The 20,712-nt window shown below is 47.4% G+C and carries 21 protein-coding genes; 17 read left to right on the top strand and 4 right to left on the bottom strand.

The features are described from left to right. Positions 1-7 precede the first annotated feature (7 nt). The gene (locus tag E8L90_RS27735; RefSeq protein ID WP_137032567.1) at positions 8-2,158 is read right to left on the bottom strand and encodes a multicopper oxidase family protein; all 2,151 of its coding nucleotides are present in this window, start codon (positions 2,156-2,158) and stop codon (positions 8-10) included. A 292-nt stretch (positions 2,159-2,450) separates the two neighbouring features. Here E8L90_RS27735 and E8L90_RS27740 point away from each other — a divergent pair, with 292 nt between their 5' ends. Both E8L90_RS27740 and E8L90_RS27745 read left to right on the top strand, forming a co-directional pair. Beyond that, positions 2,451-3,215, top strand: coding sequence for a class I SAM-dependent methyltransferase (locus tag E8L90_RS27740; RefSeq protein ID WP_137032568.1), 765 nt, complete (start codon positions 2,451-2,453; stop codon positions 3,213-3,215). Between the two features lie 209 nt (positions 3,216-3,424). Next, positions 3,425-5,149 (top strand): methyl-accepting chemotaxis protein, encoded by a 1,725-nt coding sequence (locus E8L90_RS27745; RefSeq protein WP_137032570.1) that lies wholly within the window; start codon positions 3,425-3,427, stop codon positions 5,147-5,149. Between the two features lie 323 nt (positions 5,150-5,472). Here the strand turns inward: E8L90_RS27745 and E8L90_RS27755 are convergent, their stop codons facing one another. Together E8L90_RS27755 and E8L90_RS27760 are read right to left on the bottom strand one after the other, a co-directional pair. Continuing rightward, complete coding sequence (locus E8L90_RS27755) at positions 5,473-6,612, bottom strand: ABC transporter permease (RefSeq protein WP_137032572.1); 1,140 nt, start codon at positions 6,610-6,612, stop codon at positions 5,473-5,475. After that, positions 6,609-7,352 carry an ABC transporter ATP-binding protein gene (locus E8L90_RS27760; RefSeq protein WP_137032574.1) on the bottom strand — a complete coding sequence of 248 codons (744 nt, stop codon included), beginning with the start codon at positions 7,350-7,352 and terminating at the stop codon, positions 6,609-6,611. The genes E8L90_RS27755 and E8L90_RS27760 overlap by 4 nt, the downstream gene beginning before the upstream one ends. Positions 7,353-7,568: 216 nt before the next feature. Here E8L90_RS27760 and E8L90_RS27765 point away from each other — a divergent pair, with 216 nt between their 5' ends. The 4 genes from E8L90_RS27765 to E8L90_RS27785 all read left to right on the top strand — a co-directional run bounded on the left by E8L90_RS27765 (position 7,569) and on the right by E8L90_RS27785 (position 9,874). After that, positions 7,569-7,988 carry a hypothetical protein gene (locus E8L90_RS27765; protein WP_137032576.1) on the top strand — a complete coding sequence of 140 codons (420 nt, stop codon included), beginning with the start codon at positions 7,569-7,571 and terminating at the stop codon, positions 7,986-7,988. A 109-nt stretch (positions 7,989-8,097) separates the two neighbouring features. Further along, positions 8,098-8,742 (top strand): SurA N-terminal domain-containing protein, encoded by a 645-nt coding sequence (locus E8L90_RS27770; RefSeq protein WP_137032577.1) that lies wholly within the window; start codon positions 8,098-8,100, stop codon positions 8,740-8,742. Between the two features lie 416 nt (positions 8,743-9,158). After that, positions 9,159-9,248, top strand: a complete 90-nt coding sequence (locus tag E8L90_RS31025) for a Ger(x)C family spore germination C-terminal domain-containing protein (RefSeq protein ID WP_244297428.1) — start codon at positions 9,159-9,161, stop codon at positions 9,246-9,248. A 275-nt stretch (positions 9,249-9,523) separates the two neighbouring features. Then, positions 9,524-9,874, top strand: a complete 351-nt coding sequence (locus E8L90_RS27785; RefSeq protein ID WP_088909412.1) for a DUF2512 family protein — start codon at positions 9,524-9,526, stop codon at positions 9,872-9,874. A gap of 62 nt (positions 9,875-9,936) precedes the next feature. Here E8L90_RS27785 and E8L90_RS27790 read toward each other — a convergent pair whose 3' ends face one another. Next, on the bottom strand, positions 9,937-10,773 hold the full coding sequence (locus tag E8L90_RS27790; protein WP_137032581.1) for an oxidoreductase: 837 nt from the start codon (positions 10,771-10,773) through the stop codon (positions 9,937-9,939). Between the two features lie 336 nt (positions 10,774-11,109). On the opposite strand from E8L90_RS27790, the gene coxB reads away from it, so the two are divergent. The 11 genes from coxB (at position 11,110) to E8L90_RS27850 (ending at position 20,710) form a co-directional block, all read left to right on the top strand. Beyond that, complete coding sequence (gene coxB / locus E8L90_RS27795; protein WP_137032583.1) at positions 11,110-12,138, top strand: cytochrome c oxidase subunit II; 1,029 nt, start codon at positions 11,110-11,112, stop codon at positions 12,136-12,138. A gap of 71 nt (positions 12,139-12,209) precedes the next feature. After that, entirely contained in the window at positions 12,210-14,054 is a 1,845-nt protein-coding gene (gene ctaD / locus E8L90_RS27800; RefSeq protein ID WP_137032585.1) for a cytochrome c oxidase subunit I, read from the top strand. Next, positions 14,054-14,680 carry a cytochrome c oxidase subunit 3 gene (locus E8L90_RS27805; protein WP_137032587.1) on the top strand — a complete coding sequence of 209 codons (627 nt, stop codon included), beginning with the start codon at positions 14,054-14,056 and terminating at the stop codon, positions 14,678-14,680. Before ctaD ends, E8L90_RS27805 begins: the two co-directional genes overlap by 1 nt. Before the next feature lie 3 nt (positions 14,681-14,683). Then, positions 14,684-15,001 carry a cytochrome C oxidase subunit IV family protein gene (locus E8L90_RS27810; RefSeq protein ID WP_137032588.1) on the top strand — a complete coding sequence of 106 codons (318 nt, stop codon included), beginning with the start codon at positions 14,684-14,686 and terminating at the stop codon, positions 14,999-15,001. 683 nt (positions 15,002-15,684) lie between these two features. Then, entirely contained in the window at positions 15,685-15,984 is a 300-nt protein-coding gene (locus E8L90_RS27820) for an EthD family reductase (RefSeq protein WP_137032592.1), read from the top strand. A 6-nt stretch (positions 15,985-15,990) separates the two neighbouring features. Then, a complete protein-coding gene (locus E8L90_RS27825; protein ID WP_137032594.1) occupies positions 15,991-16,452 on the top strand; it encodes a PaaI family thioesterase in 462 nt (153 codons plus the stop codon). 93 nt (positions 16,453-16,545) lie between these two features. Further along, entirely contained in the window at positions 16,546-16,947 is a 402-nt protein-coding gene (locus E8L90_RS27830; protein WP_016741459.1) for a PaaI family thioesterase, read from the top strand. Beyond that, positions 16,947-17,732 carry an enoyl-CoA hydratase-related protein gene (locus E8L90_RS27835; protein WP_208759448.1) on the top strand — a complete coding sequence of 262 codons (786 nt, stop codon included), beginning with the start codon at positions 16,947-16,949 and terminating at the stop codon, positions 17,730-17,732. The genes E8L90_RS27830 and E8L90_RS27835 overlap by 1 nt, the downstream gene beginning before the upstream one ends. 56 nt (positions 17,733-17,788) lie before the next feature. Next, on the top strand, positions 17,789-19,117 hold the full coding sequence (gene paaK / locus E8L90_RS27840) for a phenylacetate--CoA ligase PaaK (protein WP_137032598.1): 1,329 nt from the start codon (positions 17,789-17,791) through the stop codon (positions 19,115-19,117). Between the two features lie 33 nt (positions 19,118-19,150). After that, positions 19,151-19,924 carry an enoyl-CoA hydratase-related protein gene (locus E8L90_RS27845; protein ID WP_137032600.1) on the top strand — a complete coding sequence of 258 codons (774 nt, stop codon included), beginning with the start codon at positions 19,151-19,153 and terminating at the stop codon, positions 19,922-19,924. A 9-nt stretch (positions 19,925-19,933) separates the two neighbouring features. Then, the gene (locus E8L90_RS27850; RefSeq protein WP_137032602.1) at positions 19,934-20,710 is read left to right on the top strand and encodes an enoyl-CoA hydratase-related protein; all 777 of its coding nucleotides are present in this window, start codon (positions 19,934-19,936) and stop codon (positions 20,708-20,710) included. Positions 20,711-20,712 lie beyond the last annotated feature (2 nt).

The raw sequence follows: 20,712 nt of genomic DNA on the forward strand, positions 1-20,712 counted from the left end.
AATATCGCTACGGATTGCTGTTTTCTTTTTGGAGATGCTCTTCATACACGAGCGGGATTGCTATCCCAAAAGCAGTTTCATCTTTAGGAAGGCTCTCTTCCATCGATACACCAGGATTATTCGCGCGGAAAGCAACTTCATAGGTTTGACCTGGCGCTATCTGGAGAGTGTCCGTCCACCATGGACTTCCTGTAACTTTTTTGCCGTCCCGGCTCAAGATGAGCATGTGATGGCCGTGCAGATACAGCGATTGATCCTGGAAGCTCCGGTTGACGAAGGTCAGCTTTATGAGATCGCCCTCTTCAAGCATCATCCGTGTATCAGGAAGCAAGTCGCCATTTACAGTCGACAATCGCTCGAATTTACCGTCATAAAACCCGTACTGACCATCAATGAGCAGTTGATATTCCCGATCAAAATGGGAAGAGAGATCAAAAGGAAGGGCAGTCGGACTGCCGTAACGTGCAGGGTCAAAGACGGAAAGCTCTGTGTTTAAGAAGGGCACAGCATCTTTGGACCCGTCTGGACGTAGTAGCAGCCCTTTGTCATGCTGGTTTGCAGCTGGAGCAAATAGCACGGGACGATTCGGCATTGTAAACTGAATGTCGTATCGACCGCCGGCCCCAGGCTGCAAGGCTTGATTGGCAATCAAATTCGGTTCGTTTACCTCGGTTCCGTCAATCGCTACTACCTGAAAAGGAGTTCCTTCCAGTAAATAGGTGACAGGAGCATTTTCAGCGTTTATAAAACGAAGGCGAACCGTTGTGCCGGGAGTAACTGTTTCCATTTTTCGCGTATCTGAGCCGTTTAACGTCGCGCCTGCCTTTTCATCCTTGTGATGAATCATGGCAATGTCGCGGATGGGTACGCCTGTAGTTGTAGCTTCGGCTGCCTCGATCACAAGAGCACCCAATAATCCGTTCACTACTTGCTCAGGAATTTGCTGGTGAGAATGATACCAATACGTCCCTGTTTGTTCTGCGCGAAAGCGAAAAACAGATTTTTCTCCTTTTGCAATGCGATCATTGCTTGCGGGAGTCTGCATGCCATGCCAGTGGATGTCTATCCCTTCGGTTATATCCTTGTTCAGAAGGGTGATTTCGACGAGCTCACCTTGCTTCATACGCAGCTCAGGTCCGGGATATTGTCCATTCAGGGTCCATGCTTCTACGGTTTTGCCTGATGCTTGATGGATGGTTTTTTTCTGTACGTTCAGCGAAAACGCTCGATCAGGGTTCCCTTGTTTTAGTTTTGCTGATACATCGACACTTCTAGGTTTCCCTGAGGGAGGCATCGAATGAGCACTTGCCTTTACAGGGAAAACAAAATCGGGGAGAGCGTGATCATCCTGATTCTGATCTCCCAAAGGTGAATGATCAGGAAGGCGGCTCGCTATCATCGCTTGATTTCCCCAGATCATCGCAAGGAAAGCGGTCATCAGGAGAAACGCGGCAAAACGGATAAAGCGGAACATACGGCGCGGCCTTACCCAGTTTTCCGCAGTGGAGTGGTATTGATGCTGCCACGATTGCTGAATCCAAAGCAGGGAGACCCCGGCTAATAATACACCCCAAGCGAGAAACAAAATGGACGGTTCCAACGTAACAGCAGGAAAAAAGACTTGAAGGAAGAGTGCAATCAGACAGCCCAAGACGCTAGCTTGCAGCGGAACGAGCAATTCGGGGCAAGATGCGTCTCCTCGCCACTCTGCATCTAACGTGTCGTCTAGGTCAGGGGAGTTTGCTTTTACAGGCCTAACATTTTTCTCTTGTAGCAAAATTCGGGTATAATCCGTATCTACTTGTGACTGCCTTGACTCTTTGCCCCCTTTCCCGGCCAACTCCCACAGTCGTGGAAAAGTCGAGAGTAGGCAGCAGAGCAATGGAACAAACATAAAAGGTAAAAAGCCAAGCAGCGTATCCTTTATGGAAAGCCAGCCAAAAGATTCAAACATAACCCACGTCATCACCAAATGACCCGCAAATACAAAAAGGGCCGACCATGAAAAACATAAAGTGATGCGAGCATTGCTTATGAAAGCCCGTTTCGTCGGACGGAAAACGAGCTGGTTTGCCATGAGTGTCGGGGCCAGCATGACGATGAGAAGGACCAGAAACAATCCTTGATGAATCCCGGCAAGCACTTCAAAATCAGCCATGATCAGTTCCTCCTGTTTACCAGTTCGATTTTAATGATATAGAGAAATGGTTGAAGACCAAACGTACCGAGGCAGTATTTTCACTCCGTCTTAAGTCGGAGAAGTACACTTGATCTACATGCAGGATATGAATTACAATTTTGGTATTATTTTTCGGTTTATCAGAATATGAGGAGGGGGACTTTTTCTCATGTCCTTTGATTTTGTACAAACATAACAACGCTCTCGAGCTCCTCCTGCCTCGTCTGGTTTGGATGCGAACAGACTGGTATAAACGAGAGGAGAAGCAGACATGGAAAATAAGGAATGGATCAAAAGCTTTCAAGAAGAAGTGGAGGCACCATTCGTTGGATGGGATTTTGCACGACTGACAGCGACAGGCAGGATGCAGGATGCACCACTTGGCTGGAACTATGTAAACATCGTGAAAAAGAACATGCACAAAGTCCGCTCTATGCTGGATATGGGAACTGGCGGTGGAGAACTGTTTTCTACGCTTGCACCATTCCCTTTGGAGACGTATGCGACAGAAGGCTATAAGCCGAATGTAGCCGTGGCAAAAGCCAATCTGGAACCCTTGGGTGTTCGTGTGTTTCCGGTAGACGGGGAAGAATTATTGCCTTTTGAGGATCAATCACTCGACTTGATTATCAATCGACATGAATCATATTTGCCGTCTGAAATGAAGCGCTTGTTGAAGCCGGGGGGCACATTTGTTACCCAGCAAGTAGGCGGTCAAGACAATCTCGAGCTGAATCGATTGCTAGGCGCTCCAATTCCGCCAGATTACTTGCACTGGAATCTTGCCTATGCAGTGAACGAACTGGAGGAAGCCGGTCTTACGATTGTGGACCAAAAAGAGGAAATGAGCTTTTCTCGTTTCTATGACATTGGTGCTATTGTTTACTATGTGAAGGCAATCGAATGGCAGATTCGTGACTTTACTATAGAAAAGTACGCCGATGCCTTGCTCGATCTGCATCAGAAAATCGAAGCGGTTGGATATATCGATATTCCTACCCATCGATTTTTCATGATTACCCAACAAAAGTCCTAATTAAATCACGACCGATTGTCGATAAGACTGGTAGGGAGTGTTTAGGAAAAGCACCCTTTTTTGGGTGTTTTTTTATCGAGTAGCACCTTGTGAGAACAGCAATGCTGATGCTTTTACGAAAAGGCAAAACCTCCCGCAACAAAGCGTCCGCTCCTGGGTGGGTGGTCCACATTACACATATGTAACCGGCGAAGGAGAAGTGAAACAGGATGAGTAAGAGCTTGGCAACACGGGTCGTTGCTCTTGTAGCGGTGATCATTGCCGTTATGATGACAATTAATATTATCATGATGTACGAAAATAGCGTAGCTACTGTTGAAAAGACACTCTCGCGCTCAAGCATTAACACAGCATTGCATATCTCCCAAGGGCTTGATTCAGAGAAGATAGCGAAATTTATATCTCAGCCACAAGAATCTGACGACTACTGGTCTATCAAAAAAACGTTGAGTGAGTACACCGATAAAACAGGTGTCCTTTTTGTTTATATTCTTCATACAGACGGTGAAAAGGTAAAGATTATGGTGGATGGCATGGAGAAAGGAGCAAAGGGAGCATCTACAATGGGTGAAGAGACGACCTCTACCAGCAAGGCTGATATTGCTCCTGCTCTAGAAGGCGGATCGAACAGTACGCCAATCGTCGAAGACCCTGTGTACGGAAACTATCTAAGTGCATTCGTACCGATTGAAGATTCATCTGGTCAAGTAATTGCTGTGCTAGGTGTAGATACTGCGGCAGACAAAGTGGAGCTGATTAATGATCAGGTTTTGGATGAAACCATGCCACGCATCATTCTTGCTATGATTGTTGTAACGATTATTGCTTTGGTTGCTGTATTTTTCTTGATCAAAACGATGCTGCGTCCATTGCAAGTTGTACAAGAGGCGTCTATGCGCATTGCTTCTGGTGATCTCACGTCTACAGGGATCTCTGTTTCCAACAAAAAAGACGAGATTGGCCGAATTGTCGTTGCTTTTGGTGAGATGGCGGCACAGCTACGTCAAATCATTGGTGGAGTAAAAGAGACAACTGAGCATATCGACAGCATGGCGAATTCCATTCGGGAAGGTGCCAACTCTGTCCGCGAGCAAAATAAAAATATCGTGGTCACCAGCCAAGAGATTGCGCAAGGGAATGAGCAAACAGCAACTGCGATGGAGATGACAGTGCAAACGGTTCAAGAATTCTTGAGCGAGCTGTCTGAATTGAATATGGCAATTGACGAGATGGATGCAGTATCCAATCGCGTGTCTGATATCGGAGAGAGCAGCTATAAAGTATTGCAGGAGTTTTTGGCAGATGGAACAGAGACGAACAAACAATTTCATGAAGTGCAAAATACAATGGCGATTCTCGAAGAAAAATCGAGCCGAATTAACGACGTGATTGAAACGATTCAGCAAATCGCCGGACAAACCAATCTGTTGGCATTGAATGCAGCCATCGAGAGTGCCCGTGCTGGAGAAGCGGGCAGAGGCTTCGCTGTGGTAGCAGGAGAAGTTCGCAAGCTGGCTGAACAGACAGGTTCGGCAACCCACGTCATTCAGGAGAGCATCAAAGACATTCAAGATCAGGTGAGACAAGCTACGGAAAAGACAAATGCGACGCTGGATCGCTACAATGCGGGTACAGAGCGTTTGGATTCCGTTACACAAGGCATTACGGCTCTGTCTGACATGACGAATACCTTGAAGACGTCGCTTGCGAACGTTATGGCAAGTGTAGAGACGATGAAGCAAGGTCAGAACAAGGTGAATGAATCCGTGTTGACGGTTACTGCAATTTCGGAACAAACAGCAGCAGCTACCGAAGAAGTATCTGCTACGATGCATGAGGTCAGTAGAAACGTTGATCAGTTCGTGTCTGAAACGGAGCAGGTGACAGACAGCATTCAAGAGCTGCGCAGCAAGGTGGATACGTTCCGACTGTAGACAAATTACTTTAGCTATAAATGAAAAACAGCTCTTCTACTGGCAGGATGATGCCGAGAAGAGCTGTTTTTTTTGTGGCTGTAGTGGGGGAAGAAGCGCATTTCCAGTCTACGCTTCGGCCTCCGCCCCGCAAGAGGTGAAGACTGTCCGCTCCGGGCTTAATGGCGGGAGCCGCTTCAAAAGTTGAAGTTTCGATGAGGAATCCGCAGAGTTGAAGCTAAAACCACTCCCTCCATTCAGCCCTCCGCTTTGTCGGGTTCCAGAGGCGCTTGGACTGGAAATGCGCTTCTTCCACGCGGCTTTTCATGAACAGCAAACCTACACTACAAAATTCCAATGAGCACAAGCACTACACTGTGCACGCCCAATAGCACCATGCGCAGCCAGTTAAATGACTGTTTCAACTGCCCATCCCGAATCGGAAAGATCGAATACCCGTTGCGCTTTTGCTGGTGCCGCCAGAGGGTGCCGATCTGGCTGGCAGTCATGAAGAGAAAGAGCAGACCAGCAATGATTTTTGCATAGGGGCTGGGCAATATGAGAACGACGAAGCCTGACAGCAGGATAAGTCTGAGATAAATGCCCGCAAAGTCACCAGAGCGAATAAATTTTTTGGTAAACAAATGACGTCCTGCTGTTGATTGACGGTAAGGCAGCAGCTTCGTCAGGGTAATGAGCCACGAGCGTGATTTCACTTGGTGCTGCATGGCAGGTACATCCCTGAAGTTGTTCACGAACTGATAAAAGCGGTGACGCAAGCCGCTTTCGATGGCCAACAGGCGATACCATTGTATGGAATGTTTTTTCTTATAGGTCAAGATTCGCGAATGGAGCCAGATCAAGAGCGCAGCGCAGATCAGAACACCTAATGGGACATTACCCAAGCGCAAGAATTGGCCTTCACTCAATACCCAGGCGAGGAGCATATACGAAAACACAAATCGAGCGAGTGTATAGAATCCGATCTTCTTCTGATCTGGCAAACGTAAGAACGTCCAACTGCTGTAAATATTCCAGCCCTTCAAGAGCAGGGGAATGCACCAATAAACCCACAGCTGCACGCCTTGTGCTCCTATGACCTCTGTATACATAGGCATGAGCAACAGCAGGACGACAAACACCATGATGCTCTGAATGACAAAATTGTAAACGAGTGCCTTGCGGAAATAGCGATCTAGCCTTATTTCATGCGGAGTCAAAAAAAGCAAATCTGCTTCCAGCAAAAACGTGCGCAGGGGGCTTCTCACCACGATGATTGCAATCACGAGCGCCATTGCATATGGCAAAGGGAACCAGTCCGGAATCATCGCGATGATGCTGCGGTAGTAGAAGGCGAGCAACCCCATTAAAAAGATCCCGACGAACGCCAACCCGCCATTGGCCATGTACTGGGCATATCGAATGAATTCTACGGAAAAGGCTTGGAACCGTTTGCGAAATAATTGATCTACGTCTATTTTCACTGGCCGTCATCCTCTACGATATGCAAGTATATGTCGTCCAAGGAGCTATCTGGGAGTCCTGTCATATGCCGGAGCTCCTCTAGTGTTCCTTGGGCTCTAATCTCGCCTTTGTGCAAAATGATGAATCGGTCACAATGCTTCTCGGCGGTCGCCAAAATATGTGTGGACATTAGAATGCCCGCCCCTTGCTCCTTGCAGCGGTTCAGCCACGTGAGTAGGGAACGAATTCCCAGAGGGTCCAGACCTAGGATCGGTTCATCCACGATGTACAGAGGCGGTTGTACGAGCAACGCCATCATGATCATGAGCTTTTGTCGCATCCCTTTGGAAAACTGCTGGGGAAATCGATCTTTCATTTCCTCCATGCGGAATTCTTTTAAGAGAGGACGTGCTCGTTCATAAAAAACTTCCTGGTCCAGCCCGTGGCTCATGGCCATTAACTCGATATGCTCCCACAGCGTAAGCTCTTCGTAATAAATGGGAGACTCGGGAATATACCCGTAAGACAAACGATAGTTTTCGGGGTCTGATTGAAAGGTCTTCCCCGCAATGCTGATTTCACCTGCGATTGGTTCCAGGAGTCCTAAAATATGCTTGATTGTCGTGCTTTTGCCTGCGCCATTCAGCCCGATTAGCGCTACAATTTCTTTTTCACGTATGTGAAAGGAGACGTCTTTGATTACAGCGTGGTTGTAAGAGTACCCACCTGTTACCCCTTTTACCTCCAGCAAGGTTGTCATGATATCCTCCTTTATGAATAAACGGTTATGTCCCCGTTTATATGAGAGAAATGATAGATAGTCTTCCCTCTATTTTAGCTGAATTCAGGATTTGGAAATACATTTGTTTACAGCCTTTTTTACACGAGACTGAACAAAGAGGGATAACCGTACAAGCAATGCTCCTCTCCGCTACATAAACAGTAGTATAAAGGACGGACGGAGGAGGTGGAATCTATGACAGCAGGACCGTATGAAAATCAGAAAGATATAAATCAGCATATACAACGTATCTATTTAAAATTAGACAAATTCGAAGAACGAATCGATCAGCTTGAGGGACAAATGATAGTTGTCACGAAGTGGTTGGAACGAATTGAACATCAACTGGGACGCATGGAGGATGTGCGTTATGATGTACTGCAAGTTTTGAACAAGCTACAGACGGATTTTGAAACGAAAGCAGAGAAGACGGAAAAAGACAAAGATATTATCCTGCAATTACTGGCTAACGAAAATCGGGACAAGGAAGCACTTGCTCAATTTATGGAAGTAGAAAAAGACAGGAAACAAGAACGTTTTTTACAGATTTGGGCAGTTTTAGGTCCTGTCATCGCCTCCGTTCTCTCCTCTTTTTTTACCCGATTTTTTATGTAGCGCATAATATGTTTAAAATGTGGAAAAGTTGTGTAATACGCTTTCCATTTTTCTACCATAACTTCTTTCTATACTTGGAGGGCAGATTATAGAAAGAGAGGATACCCAAGTGAAGAAGTTTGATATTTCCATGCTTACGGTTGCCATATTAGTAACGGGGTTAGCTGTTTTAGGTTTTTATCAATCATGGGCAAAAGGCAATGACCCTGTATTGGTAACGGCCGGTGATACCTCCATTACACAAAATCAGCTTTACAGTGAAATGAAGAAAACGTACGGAAAATCAATGATACATGAACTTGTTGCGGAAGCGTTGATCAAGCAGGAAGCCAAGGCGCAAAACGTCGCGGTGACGCAAGAAGATATGAATAAAGAGATTGATTCGATGAAACAACAGGTAGGTTCACCTGAGGCATTCCAAAACTACTTGAAGAGTATGGGGATGACTGAGGCCCAGCTGCGGAATAAATTGAGCGTGCTCATGACACGGGATAAGTTGTTGGATAAAGCATTCCCGGTTACCGAGGAGCAAATCAAAACCTACTACGATACAAATAAAGAACAGCTGGGGTCACCGGCACCTGAGTTTGATAAAGTCAAAGATCAGATCAAGATGATGCTGACTGACCAAAATCGCAGCCAGAACTACGGTACCTGGTTAAATACGCTTCAGGAAAAACACAAAGTAGAATGGCATGACCCGTCTTTTGACGATGCATCAGTGCCAGGTGAAGCACAAATACCGGCTCCATAATGTAGAACTTATACCTAAAGACCTTGTCCTCTTTATAAGAGTGCGAGGTCTTTTTCTATGAAAACGGTCATGACCAATTTGTTTAGTAATACGAAGCTTACTACGGTATCTCCGCGTAAAATATACATGGCGCACACCAGGATGCTCATATATGGCACTGACTTTACTAGCAAAGGGAAACAAGCAGTTTTGACAGGCGTGTGATTAACCGGACCTGCAAGGGAGGGGGACCACGAAAAAATGTCGAGCAAATAGATACCCCTGTGCTTCTTCAATATACGACATTGGCTACCTTCCGGGGAGACAAGATGATCAACTGACTGAGTGAAGCGGACAGCAAAGCGTTTAGTTATATTACAGGCAAAGTAAAAAGCACGGTCGGAAGCATGCCTTGCAAGGGAGGAGGACTTTTGACAATGGAAGCATTGGCTACAAAAGCAATTGCCAATGCTAAGAAACATGGAGTAGACATATATGGATTCAGAGAAGCGATCCATCAAAAATAGCCGAAAGTATGGAAGAAGATAGGGAGCAGTTGGGAAAAGGAATTCACCAAGCTACCCCGATTGATTCGGAAGCGGCAGCGCAAAGAAATCGCTGTCTTTCTCGGGTTGTTTGTCATCAGTATTGGCTTGTACGAAGGAGCCGAAAAAGGGGTTGTCCCTCATCCTGTTTGTTGGATGGAAATGGTTTACAAGCCGTTATACGACGGCGTTATGACATGGCTGAAGTAAACGAGGGGCATACTGAGTACACCCCCAGTAAAGGAGAGTAAATAGACGTGGACGGTCTTTTGATGAAGCTGCTCGTTAGTCCGTTGTTGGTCGTTTTGGCAGATGCTCTCTTTCCAGAAGTGAACTTCGCTAATCTATATCAATCTGTCGGAGTCGGATTTGTCTTGGCAGTCGCCGGATATTTTTTGGATAGGGCCATTCTTACATCAGGGAGCCTTTGGCTTACGACCATGTTTGACTTGATTATCGGCTTTTTGATCGTTTATGGAAGCATTGTGTTTTTACCGACGGCTCAAATCGCTGCAATCGGGGCTGGTTTTGTTGCGATATTTTTTGGCGTAGCAGAATATATCCAGCATGTTTGGTTGATACGCACAGGACGAACGGAAAGTGTATAAGTTGTTCAACGTGAAAACACACTCCTTACGGGGGTGTGTTCTTTTATGCATAAAGTAAAACATCACGATCGCTTTGCCACGATTCGCTCAATCCATGACCACGGAAGCCAATTTTTTGCGGCGATCGTAAGTGCCACGCCTCGGCCAACTGGGTAGCGGAATCGCGGCTTGGGAGTGGTGGCCGCATGGACAATCGTCGAGATGACTGCGTCGGGTGCAGGTGCCTTTTCTATAATTGCTTCTAGGTGACGCATCAGTTGTTTCATTTGGGAGGCGTAAGGAGAGTTTTCATCAAGCTGTTGGTCTTGCATTCCTTTCTCCCAGATTGCTGTACGAAAGGAGCCGGGCTCAATAAGGACGACTTGAACCTGAAAGGGTAGCATTTCAAGGCGAAGCGATTCACTGAAGCCTTCGACTGCATGCTTGGAAGCTGCATACGGTGAGAGACCAGGGAAACCAAAGCGCCCACTGATGCTGCTTACGTTAATAATTCGTCCAGCCCGTTGTTGCCGCATATAAGGCAAGACTGCCCGCGTGACGTCGATCAGCCCGAACACATTTACATCAAACTGCTTGCGCCATTCTTCAGAAGAGACTTCCTCAGCAAAGCCGCCCAACGCATAGCCGGCATTGTTCACCAACAGATCAATGCGCCCATGCCGTGCAATGATGGAAGTGATTGCATCCTGAATTTGTTCGGGATGCGTAACATCAAGGGAAATCACTTCCAGATGCTCAGGATCTATAAGCAAGCTTGCTGATTTGTCAAGAGGGTCTCTTTTTGCTAGATCACGCATAGCAGCAATTACCTGAAAACCGGTCTTGACTAAAGCGACTGAAGCGTGCTTACCAAAGCCACTTGAGGCACCAGTGACTAGTGCAATTGGTCTTTTTTGCATGATATTCTCCTTTTAAATGGATGCAATGGTAGTATTTAACTGCAGTGTTCACAAAATTGTTCATAAATTTGTTAACAAAATCATAACAAATAGCCTTTGTATTAAGGAAAATTTATGTATACTTAAATGGTTACCACGCTAGGGTAGAAGTGTGCAATACTGCCCCTTACTTTCCTGTTTGTTTTTGGAATAGATGCTAATACCTTTCATGTTTGGGTATTATAGTTGTGAATGGTATTGTATGCGATTTCTTCAAGCAGATAGAAAAGTACGAAAACTTCTAGTTGTAGGCGTGGCTAGAACGTTACCAACACGAAGAAAGAGGGGTTCACTGGTATGAAGGGTTGGCAACAGTATTGGCGTCAGTTTTCCCTGTTTGCTCTGCTGGCGCTAGTGTTAACCGGGTGTGGCAAAGATGAGCTTTCAGCGCTCAAGCCCTCTGGTCCGGTAGCTGCGATGCAGTTTGACCTGATGAAGCTGTCCTCCGCTATCATGATCGGCGTCTTCATTGTCGTTATGGCGATCTTTACGTACGTCCTTATCCGTTATCGTAAGCGTCCCGGACAGCAAGGCATTCCTAAGCAGGTCGAAGGAAATCATGCACTTGAAATTCTTTGGACGGTAATTCCTTTCTTGCTCCTTATCATTATGGCGATTCCGACTGTTACTACCGGTTTCGCACTGCACAAGGAGTACCCAAAAGAGGAAGCAGTTCAAGTAAAGGTTACCGCTCACCAATTCTGGTGGGAATTCGAGTATCCTGATCTTGGGGTAGCGACTGCACAAGACTTGGTATTGCCAGTTGGCAAAAAGGTTCAATTCGTATTATCTGCGTCTGATGTTAAGCACGCATTCTGGATTCCTGCATTGGGCGGTAAAATCGATACGAACCCAGGGCAAGAAAACAAAATGTGGCTGCAAGCAGACAAAGCAGGCATTTACTACGGTAAATGTGCGGAGCTCTGTGGAGCGTCCCATGCCTTGATGGACTTCAAGGTAGAAGTAAAGGAACAAGCAGATTTTGACACTTGGGTAGCGAACATGAAGGGCGTTCAGGCAAAAGAACCTGCAACAGCATCTTCTCCACTGGCTGCAGAAGGTCAACAAATCTTCGATAAGAGTTGTTTGGGATGTCATGCTGTGGCAGGTAAAGGCGGTAAGATGGGGCCAAACCTGACTAACTTTGCAGATCGCGAACGTGTAGCAGGTATCAAAGCACATACGCCTGAAAACATTGCAGAGTGGCTGAAAGATCCGCAAAAAATTAAGCCAGGCAACAAAATGCCTAACCTCAACCTCGATGACATCCAAGTGAAAGCGCTTGTAGAGTACATGGGGACATTGAGCGTAAGCGAGAAAAAGTAAAGTAAAACCTCATAAAACTTATTGCATTGACAATCGTCATAGGCAGTGACGCTTAAAAAGGAGGTAAACCCGTGTCTGCACATGCTTCTCATGCACCAAATCGCTCGGGGCTGTGGGATTATCTTACGACAGTGGATCATAAGAAGATTGCGATCCTATATCTGATTGCCGGTGGAATTTTCTTCTTGGCCGGTGGTTTGGAAGCCCTGCTGATTCGTTTGCAGTTGATGTACCCAGAGATTGAATTCGTTGGTGCCAAGACTTTTAACGAATTAATTACGATGCACGGCACTACGATGATTTTCTTGGCAGTTATGCCAATTATTTTTGCTTTGATGAACGCGATTGTTCCTCTTCAAATCGGTGCACGCGACGTAGCATTCCCGTTTGTTAACGCTCTCGGATTCTGGCTATTTTTCTTCGGGGGAGTGCTACTGAACACAAGCTGGTTCTTGGGTGGCGCACCTGATGCTGGTTGGACATCGTATACAACCTTGGCTTTGAATCAATACAGTGGCAGAGGCGTAGACTTCTACGTACTCGGTTTGCAAATTGCCGGTCTCGGAACGCTGATTGGTGGTATTAACTTTCTAGTTACCATTATCAACATGCGTGCTCCAGGTATGACATTCATGCGTATGCCAATGTTCACCTGGGCGTCCTTTATTACATCCGGTTTGATCCTCTTCGCATTCCCTGCGATTACGGTTGGTCTGGTTCTGTTGATGTTTGACCGCTTGTTCGGCGGAAACTTCTTCAACCCTGACGCAGGTGGTAACGTTGTTATCTGGGAGCACTTGTTCTGGATCTTCGGTCACCCCGAAGTATACATTTTGATTCTCCCGGCATTCGGTATCATTTCTGAGGTAGTTTCTACATTCTCAAGAAAGCGTCTGTTTGGTTACAGCTCCATGGTATTTGCAACTGCGCTGATCGGTTTCTTGGGCTTCATGGTGTGGGCTCACCACATGTTCACAACAGGTTTGGGCGCAATTGCCAACACGCTGTTTGGACTTGCAACCATGTTGATTGCTGTTCCTACAGGTATCAAAATCTTTAACTGGCTGTTGACCATGTGGGGCGGTCAAATCCGCTTCCCTACCGCAAACCTGTTTGCAGTAGGATTTATTCCAACGTTTACAATCGGTGGTATGACAGGGGTTATGCTTGCGGTTCCGCCGGCTGACTATCAATACCATGACAGTTATTTCGTAGTTGCTCACTTCCACTACGTAATCGTAGGGGGTCTCGTATTCGGTCTCTTCTCAGGTCTTTACTATTGGTGGCCGAAAATGTTCGGTAAAATGCTGAACGAAACAATCGGTAAATGGAACTTCTGGACGTTCTTCATTGGTTTCCACCTTACCTTCTTCCCGCAACACTTCTTGGGTCTGATGGGGATGCCGCGCCGCGTCTTTACATACCTCAAAGATCAGAACCTGGATATGGGGAACTTTATCAGTACGATCGGTGCATTTGGTATGACGATCGGTACCATCCTATTCATGATCAACGTAGTCGTGGCAGCGAAAAGCTCCAAACGCGCTCCTGCTGATCCATGGGATGGACGTTCACTCGAATGGGCGATTCCTTCGCCGCCGCCGGAGTACAACTTCGTTCAAACCCCTCTCGTTCGCGGTTTGGATGCGTTGTGGGTCGAGAAAATGGCTGGTAACAAAGGCATGACGCCTGCGGAGCCTATTGGCGACATTCACATGCCATCGCCATCGTTCTTGCCGTTCCTGATGTCTCTCGGATTGTTCGTGGCAGGCTATGGTTTTATCTACCACAACTATGTGGTTGTAGTCATTGGAATACTCGCTACACTGGCTTGCATGTTTACCCGTTCAGTGAAAGACGATCCAGGCTATCACATTCATGAAGATGAACTCGAAGAGAAAGGGGTAAAGGCTTAATGGCTAACCATCACGCACATGCAGTATTGCCTGACGAACCGGAAAAAGCCACCCTTGAAGGTAAGAATAAGGTTCTTGGCTTCTGGCTCTTCCTCGGTGGGGAGACAGTTCTCTTCGGTTCCTTGTTTGCAACATTTATCGCTCTTCGTGATCAAGCAAACGGTGGACCAACGTCCCAAGCGTTGTTTGACATGAATCTCGTAGCAGTGGCCACGCTTCTCTTGCTTACCAGCTCGATGACAAGTGTTATGGCTACACTGGCTCTGCACAGGAAAGACCTCAAGAAGATTCAGCTATGGTTGACTATCACAGTAATACTCGGTCTCGGCTTCCTTGCTTTGGAGATATACGAGTTTGTACACTATGTGCATGAAGGACTGAAAATGTCAACGAGTGCATTTTCATCTGCCTTCTACACATTGGTTGGATTCCACGGAGCTCACGTAGCGTTCGGGATTTGCTGGATCACCCTGTTGCAACTATCTGCGACGAAAAAGGGCCTAACGGTAGTAACTGCACCGAAGTTCTACCTGGCATGTCTGTACTGGCACTTTATCGACGTTGTATGGGTATTCATCTTTACCGTGGTATATCTCATGGGTATGATCGGTGGAAAGGTGGGGTAATCTATGGGAGCACATGCTCATAATGAAGAGGTACGCAAACCGAAAGTCAAACATGAAGGTCCGAAAAGACACCTTGTTGCTTTCATTGGATCTCTCGTATTGACCGCACTGGCATTCATTGCAGTGGCGTATGAAGCAATTCCATCAAGTTTTACCGTACCATTCATCGTAGCACTGGCCTTTGTTCAAGCGTTCTTCCAGCTGTATGTCTGGATGCACATGGATCAAAAAGGTCATGAGTTTGCACGGATCAGTATTTTCGCAGGATTGTTTGTAATTATGATGGCGATCATCGTCTTTATTTTCTGGGTCTGGGTCTAGGAAGTGGAGCGATGCGGGAGGACAGACATTGGGTCTGTCCTCTTTTTTTGTGTTTAAAGGAGCTGCTGCGGTGGAAGGGAAGAAGCGAATTTCCAGTCTACGCTTCAGCCTACGCCCCGCAGGGGGGGAACTGTCCGCTCCGAAAAAAATGGCGGGAGCGCTTCAAACGTAGAAGTTTCAATGAAGTAGTTCATAGGTGAAGCTGAAATTCCCCGCCATTTTTTCCGGAGCTAGGTCGGGCTCCAGAGGCGCTTGGACTGGAAATTCGCTTCTTCCCACGCGGCTTTTATTAAATTCCGAAAAAGGACTCCTTGAAATTCCCCAACAAATGTTTTGAAAAATCAAAGGCAACCACAGTTGTTCGAAAGTCCTGTCACATGTTTGGAAGGAGACCGCCCGAACGAAGTGAGGATACAGGCGACTGGAAAACATGTGGCAGGGATTCCCCCGACCACAAAAGATGGGAGACACCCCATCGAAGCATATTCTGTCAGGCTTTTCCCAGTCATAAACATGAAGAGAAGGGGGGATTAAGAGGAGACGGAGTTTTCGCGCTTTTTGAAAAATACTTGCACCTGTCACGAAGGCTTTATATAATAAAAATATTAACATGCGTTTAAATAACGTTATATGAATTAGTCGTCACATATTGCGACTATAATCTGAGGAGAGTAGGGATCAAGATGGTGAAATTGGTAGCAATTTATCGTAAGCCCGAAGATATCGATGCTTTTGACAAACATTATCTCGAGGTACATGGCCCATTGGCAGAGAAAATGCCTGGCTTAATCAAAATGGAAGTGAGCAAAATCTACGGAACACCAATGGGAGAATCCGACCTGCATCTGATGGCAGAAATGTACTTTGAATCAAAAGAAGCTTTGATGGAAGCGTTGTCATCACCTGAAGGTCGCGCAGCAGGAAAAGACCTCCGTGGCTTCGCTGGACCCATTGTGTCCATGCATTTTGCAGAAGTAGTTTAATCAAGCATGACCACGAAAAGATTGATAGACGAAAAAGCGCTTCATCATAAGCATTACGCAGAGATTTGCGAGAAGCTAAAGCAAGATCCATTTGCACAATTTTTGGGCATCAAGCTGATTGAGCTGGGAGAAGGAACAGCAACTGCGGAAGTCACAGTTGCCGAGCATATGCTGAATGCGCACGGCACCGCTCATGGCGCCATCATCTTCTCCCTGGCAGACTTTGTTTTTGCAGCAGCTTGTAATTCCTATGGCAAAACGTCTGTGGCACTGTCGATGAATATCGGATTCTTGGCTGCTGCCATGAAAGGGAATCGCTTGGTGGCAACAGCGACAGAAGAGAAGAAAAACAATCGCACAGCCTGGTATCGCATCCGCGTAGAAACGGAGCATGGCTTGGTAGCGACACTGGATGCACTGGCTTACCGGAAAAGTGATTACTTCGTCGAAATCGACGAAAACGAATAACTGACAGCGAAAATAAAACGGAGAAAGGATGCCAAAAGCCACGTGCTTAGGCTCCTTTCACTGTTTCAAGAAGATACGAGAAAGGGGGCAAAGATGTCAGTGGAGATCCGCAATCGATTCAACCACTACCTGGGCATAGAAGTTGTGCACCGAGATGAACAGGGCTGCAAGGTAGCACTGAAAATTCGCCCCGAGCTGTTCAATAGCATCGAGGGTGTCGTACACGGAGGCGTTACGGCGACATTAGCCGATGTGGCAATGGGGCATGGGGCAGCACCTCATGTGGATGGTGTACAGCAATGTGTGACGGTGGAAAGTAAGATTCAATACCTGCACCCTGCTCGCGGTGAGGTACTCGAGGCACAATCCCATGTATTGAAACAAGGAAAAAGCTTGATCGTGATGGAAGCACGCGTGACTTGTGATGGCAAGCTTGTGGCTTTTGCTACCGGCACGTATGCTCGGGTGAATCCACCTGCACAAGGAGGACGTTGATGATGAAAGAGAGCGTTCGCTTTGAACGTGAAGGACATATAGGACTGATTACGCTAAATCGCCCAGATGAGCTGAATGCGCTGAACTACGATACATTGGAGCGTCTGGGAACCTTGATTGAGCAGGTGCGTCTGGATGCAAAAGAAATTCGCGTGGTCATCGTGAAGGCAGAAGGGCGTGCATTTAGCGCAGGGGCAGATTTGAAGGAGCGCCGTACACTGACGGAACAGCAGGTGCGCCGCAATGTCCGCAAAATCCGCGATGTATTTACTGCGTTGGAGAGGCTTCCGCAGCCGACGATTGCCATGATCAACGGATTTGCTTTTGGCGGGGGTTTTGAGCTGGCGCTGGCCTGTGATTTTCGCTATGCCGTCGCAGATGCCAAGATGGGTCTGACAGAGGTGAGCTTGGGCATCATTCCTGGTGCGGGTGGTACGCAGCGGTTGTCTCGCTTGATCGGACCTTCTAAGGCAAAGGAGCTGATCCTGACTGCCAGGCGCATCCAAGCGCAGGAAGCGTATCAAATTGGTTTTGTAAATGCTGTCGCAAAAGATACAGAGGAGCTGCGTGAGCTGGCAATAGGGCTGGCAAACGAGATTTTGGCAAATGCTCCGCTGGCAGTTTATCAGGCTAAATCAGCCATTGATCGCGGAAGCAGTGTCGATTTGCAGACAGGTCTAGATATCGAAACCATGTGCTATGAAGTGATTATTCCCACGACAGATCGTCTGGAAGCATTGGAAGCCTTTCGCGAAAAGCGAAAACCGGTTTTTAAGGGTGAGTAACATTTTCAAATAAGCACTCCTACTGAGTCATAACGCAAGGGAATGAGGGAAGCGACATGATCTTTAATACAGAAATGGAAACGCTACCAAGAGAGAAAATGACGGAACTACAACTGGCACGCTTGAAAGAAACAGTCAAACGCGTATACGAGCGCGTCCCTTTCCACACAAAAGCATTCAATGAGGCTGGTGTGAAACCGGAGAATATCCAATCGATGGAAGACATACAGAGGCTTCCATTTATGAAAAAGACAGACTTGCGAGAAAATTATCCGTTCAATCTGTTTGCAGTCGATATGAAGGAAGTAGCACGTATTCATGGTTCTTCCGGGACAAAAGGAAAACCGACTGTTGTCGGCTACACCAAAAAAGACTTGGAGAATTGGGCGGAGATCGTGGCGCGCGCCATTTGCTGTGCGGGTGGAGAGCCAGGAGACATTTTCCATAACGCGTATGGCTACGGCCTTTTTACAGGAGGTTTGGGTCTGCACAACGGCATCGAGCACATGGGCGCAGTCGCAGTGCCAGTATCCGGTGGCAATACCTCCCGTCAAATTACGCTGATCGAGGACTTCAAGCCACGTGGCATTGCAGCAACCCCATCCTATGTCCTCAACATTGTGGAAGAAATGAAAAAGCAAGGAATCGATCCACGTGAGACGAGTGTCAAATACGGGATTTTTGGTGCAGAGCCGTGGTCGGAAGAAATGCGCGTACAGCTGGAGCAAGAGCTCGACATTAAAGCGGTGGACATTTACGGGCTGAGCGAAGTGATGGGGCCAGGTGTTTCCATTGAATGTCAGGAAGTGCAGGATGGTCTGCATATTGCAGAAGACCATTTCTACGCAGAAATTATCGATCCGAATACCGGAGAAGTGCTTCCATACGGACAAGAGGGCGAGCTCGTATTCACGTCACTGACGAAAGAAGCATTCCCGGTTGTACGCTACCGTACGGGTGATATCGCTTCCCTCAATCCTGAGCCCTGTAAGTGCGGACGGACAACCATGCGGATGTCGCGCATCAAAGGGCGTGTAGATGACATGCTCATTATTCGCGGGGTCAATGTGTTCCCGACGGAGATCGAGTCCGTTCTGCTTACGTTTAACCAATTGGCTCCACATTATCAGGTCGTCATTGAACGCGACGGTGCCCTCGACCGTTTTGAGGTGCATTGCGAGCTGACACCAGCATATGCAAATGAGATCAGTGGAAAGGACAGCTCTGCTCTCTCGCCATTGGTGAAAGAAATTTGCCATGACATCAAAAATACGTTGGGCGTGTCAGTGGTGCTGCGGGTGCAACCGCCAAATTCCTTGTCGCGCAGCGAAGGAAAAGCGATTCGTGTCGTAGATAACCGGAACAAATCACAGGCAGCTATTTAAACTAGCTCCTGTAAAAAAAGGGTGTGACAGTTCATGGCCTATGAATATATTAGCGTAGCCAGTGAAGATGGTGTCGGTATCATTACGTTGAATCGACCGAAGATTCTAAACGCACTGAATTTGCAGCTCGTCGACGAAGTGGTTGACCAGCTGGAGCGAATGGACCGCGACCCGGATATTCGGGTGATCATCCTGACTGGCAACGCGAGGGCGTTCGCAGCGGGTGCCGACATTAATGAAATGGCGGAAGCATCAGCTATCGACATCATGAAGCGCAATCAGTTTGCGGTTTGGGATCGCATCTCACTCATCTCCAAGCCGATTATTGGTGCCGTCAGCGGCTTTGTGCTTGGTGGTGGCTGTGAATTAATGATGAACTGCGACATTGTGATCGCTTCGGAGACAGCCGTCATTGGTCAACCGGAAATCAAGCTGGGAGTCATGCCTGGGGCTGGTGGTACACAGCGTCTGACGCGTGTGGTGGGTGAGCGAAAAGCACTGGAGATGCTGCTTACAGGTGAACCGATTTCGGCCAAAGAAGCGTTGAAATACGGACTGGTCAATCGGGTAGTGCCAGTGGAGGCCTACTATCAGGAAGCGCTCAAGCTGGCGAAGCAAATCGCCGAGCAGCCGCCGCTCGCGGTACAGGTCATCAAAAAAGCCGTGTACAAAGCTGGTGATCTCCCCCTTCAAGAGGGAATGGATTACGAGCGAAACAGCTTTTATCTTCTTTTGGCAAGCGAAGATCGAAAAGAAGGCATGCAAGCGTTTCTGGAGAAGCGCAAACCCCATTTTACGGGACATTAGGAGGCGGCCATGTACGAAACGATTCTTTATGAAGTGTCAGAAGGCGTAGCAGTAGTGACCTTGAACCGTCCGGACAAATTCAATGCGTTTACAGCCGTTATGAACAAGGAAATCGCCGATGCGTTGAAGCAAGCGCAGAAGGATGCGGACGTGCGTTGCATCGTTCTTACCGGAGCAGGTCGGGCGTTCAATGCGGGTCAGGATCTCAGTGACGTTTCTGGAGGAGATGTGGATTACGGTGGTTTCTTACGGGATCGTTATAATCCAATGATCCTCCAGTTTCAAAAAACAGAGAAGCCAATCATCGCAGCGGTTAACGGTGTAGCAGCAGGTGCAGGCATGAGTGTTGCGCTGGCATGCGATATTCGTCTGGCTTCGGAAAAGGCATCCTTCGTCAACGCTTTTGTCAACATCGGGCTCGTTCCTGATTCAGGAGGCTGCTACTTTTTGCCGCGCATCGTCGGGATCGGCAAGGCGTTGGAGCTGGCGATGACAGGGGAAAAGGTATCCGCTGAGGAAGCACTGCGAATTGGATTGGTCAATCAGGTGTACCCTGCGGAGAGCTTCATAGAAGATGCGTTGGCGTATGCGCGCAAGCTGGCGTTACTGCCGACGAAGGGGATTGGTTTAATCAAGCGCACGATGTACAAAGGGCTTGAGATGGGGTTGGAAGAGACCTTGGAATATGAAGCTTTTGCACAAGAGGCGGCTGGCAGCACAGAGGATCACAAAGAAGGGGTCACCGCTTTCATGGAAAAACGTGCGCCTCGTTTTACAGGCCGTTAGAG

Source organism: Brevibacillus antibioticus, from assembly GCF_005217615.1.
GTDB classification, from domain to species: domain Bacteria; phylum Bacillota; class Bacilli; order Brevibacillales; family Brevibacillaceae; genus Brevibacillus; species Brevibacillus antibioticus.

Coding starts and splice junctions, on each gene's coding strand:
- E8L90_RS27850 (WP_137032602.1), top strand. CDS start 19,934: ATGTACGAAACGATTCTTTATGAAGTGTCAGAAGGCGTAGCAGTAGTG.
- E8L90_RS27845 (WP_137032600.1), top strand. CDS start 19,151: ATGGCCTATGAATATATTAGCGTAGCCAGTGAAGATGGTGTCGGTATC.
- E8L90_RS27820 (WP_137032592.1), top strand. CDS start 15,685: ATGGTGAAATTGGTAGCAATTTATCGTAAGCCCGAAGATATCGATGCT.
- E8L90_RS27835 (WP_208759448.1), top strand. CDS start 16,947: ATGATGAAAGAGAGCGTTCGCTTTGAACGTGAAGGACATATAGGACTG.
- E8L90_RS27735 (WP_137032567.1), bottom strand. CDS start 2,158: ATGGCTGATTTTGAAGTGCTTGCCGGGATTCATCAAGGATTGTTTCTG.
- E8L90_RS27830 (WP_016741459.1), top strand. CDS start 16,546: ATGTCAGTGGAGATCCGCAATCGATTCAACCACTACCTGGGCATAGAA.
- paaK (WP_137032598.1), top strand. CDS start 17,789: ATGATCTTTAATACAGAAATGGAAACGCTACCAAGAGAGAAAATGACG.
- E8L90_RS27760 (WP_137032574.1), bottom strand. CDS start 7,352: ATGACAACCTTGCTGGAGGTAAAAGGGGTAACAGGTGGGTACTCTTAC.
- E8L90_RS27825 (WP_137032594.1), top strand. CDS start 15,991: ATGACCACGAAAAGATTGATAGACGAAAAAGCGCTTCATCATAAGCAT.
- coxB (WP_137032583.1), top strand. CDS start 11,110: ATGAAGGGTTGGCAACAGTATTGGCGTCAGTTTTCCCTGTTTGCTCTG.
- E8L90_RS27740 (WP_137032568.1), top strand. CDS start 2,451: ATGGAAAATAAGGAATGGATCAAAAGCTTTCAAGAAGAAGTGGAGGCA.
- E8L90_RS27805 (WP_137032587.1), top strand. CDS start 14,054: ATGGCTAACCATCACGCACATGCAGTATTGCCTGACGAACCGGAAAAA.
- E8L90_RS27790 (WP_137032581.1), bottom strand. CDS start 10,773: ATGCAAAAAAGACCAATTGCACTAGTCACTGGTGCCTCAAGTGGCTTT.
- E8L90_RS31025 (WP_244297428.1), top strand. CDS start 9,159: ATGGAAGCATTGGCTACAAAAGCAATTGCCAATGCTAAGAAACATGGA.
- E8L90_RS27810 (WP_137032588.1), top strand. CDS start 14,684: ATGGGAGCACATGCTCATAATGAAGAGGTACGCAAACCGAAAGTCAAA.
- E8L90_RS27745 (WP_137032570.1), top strand. CDS start 3,425: ATGAGTAAGAGCTTGGCAACACGGGTCGTTGCTCTTGTAGCGGTGATC.
- E8L90_RS27765 (WP_137032576.1), top strand. CDS start 7,569: ATGACAGCAGGACCGTATGAAAATCAGAAAGATATAAATCAGCATATA.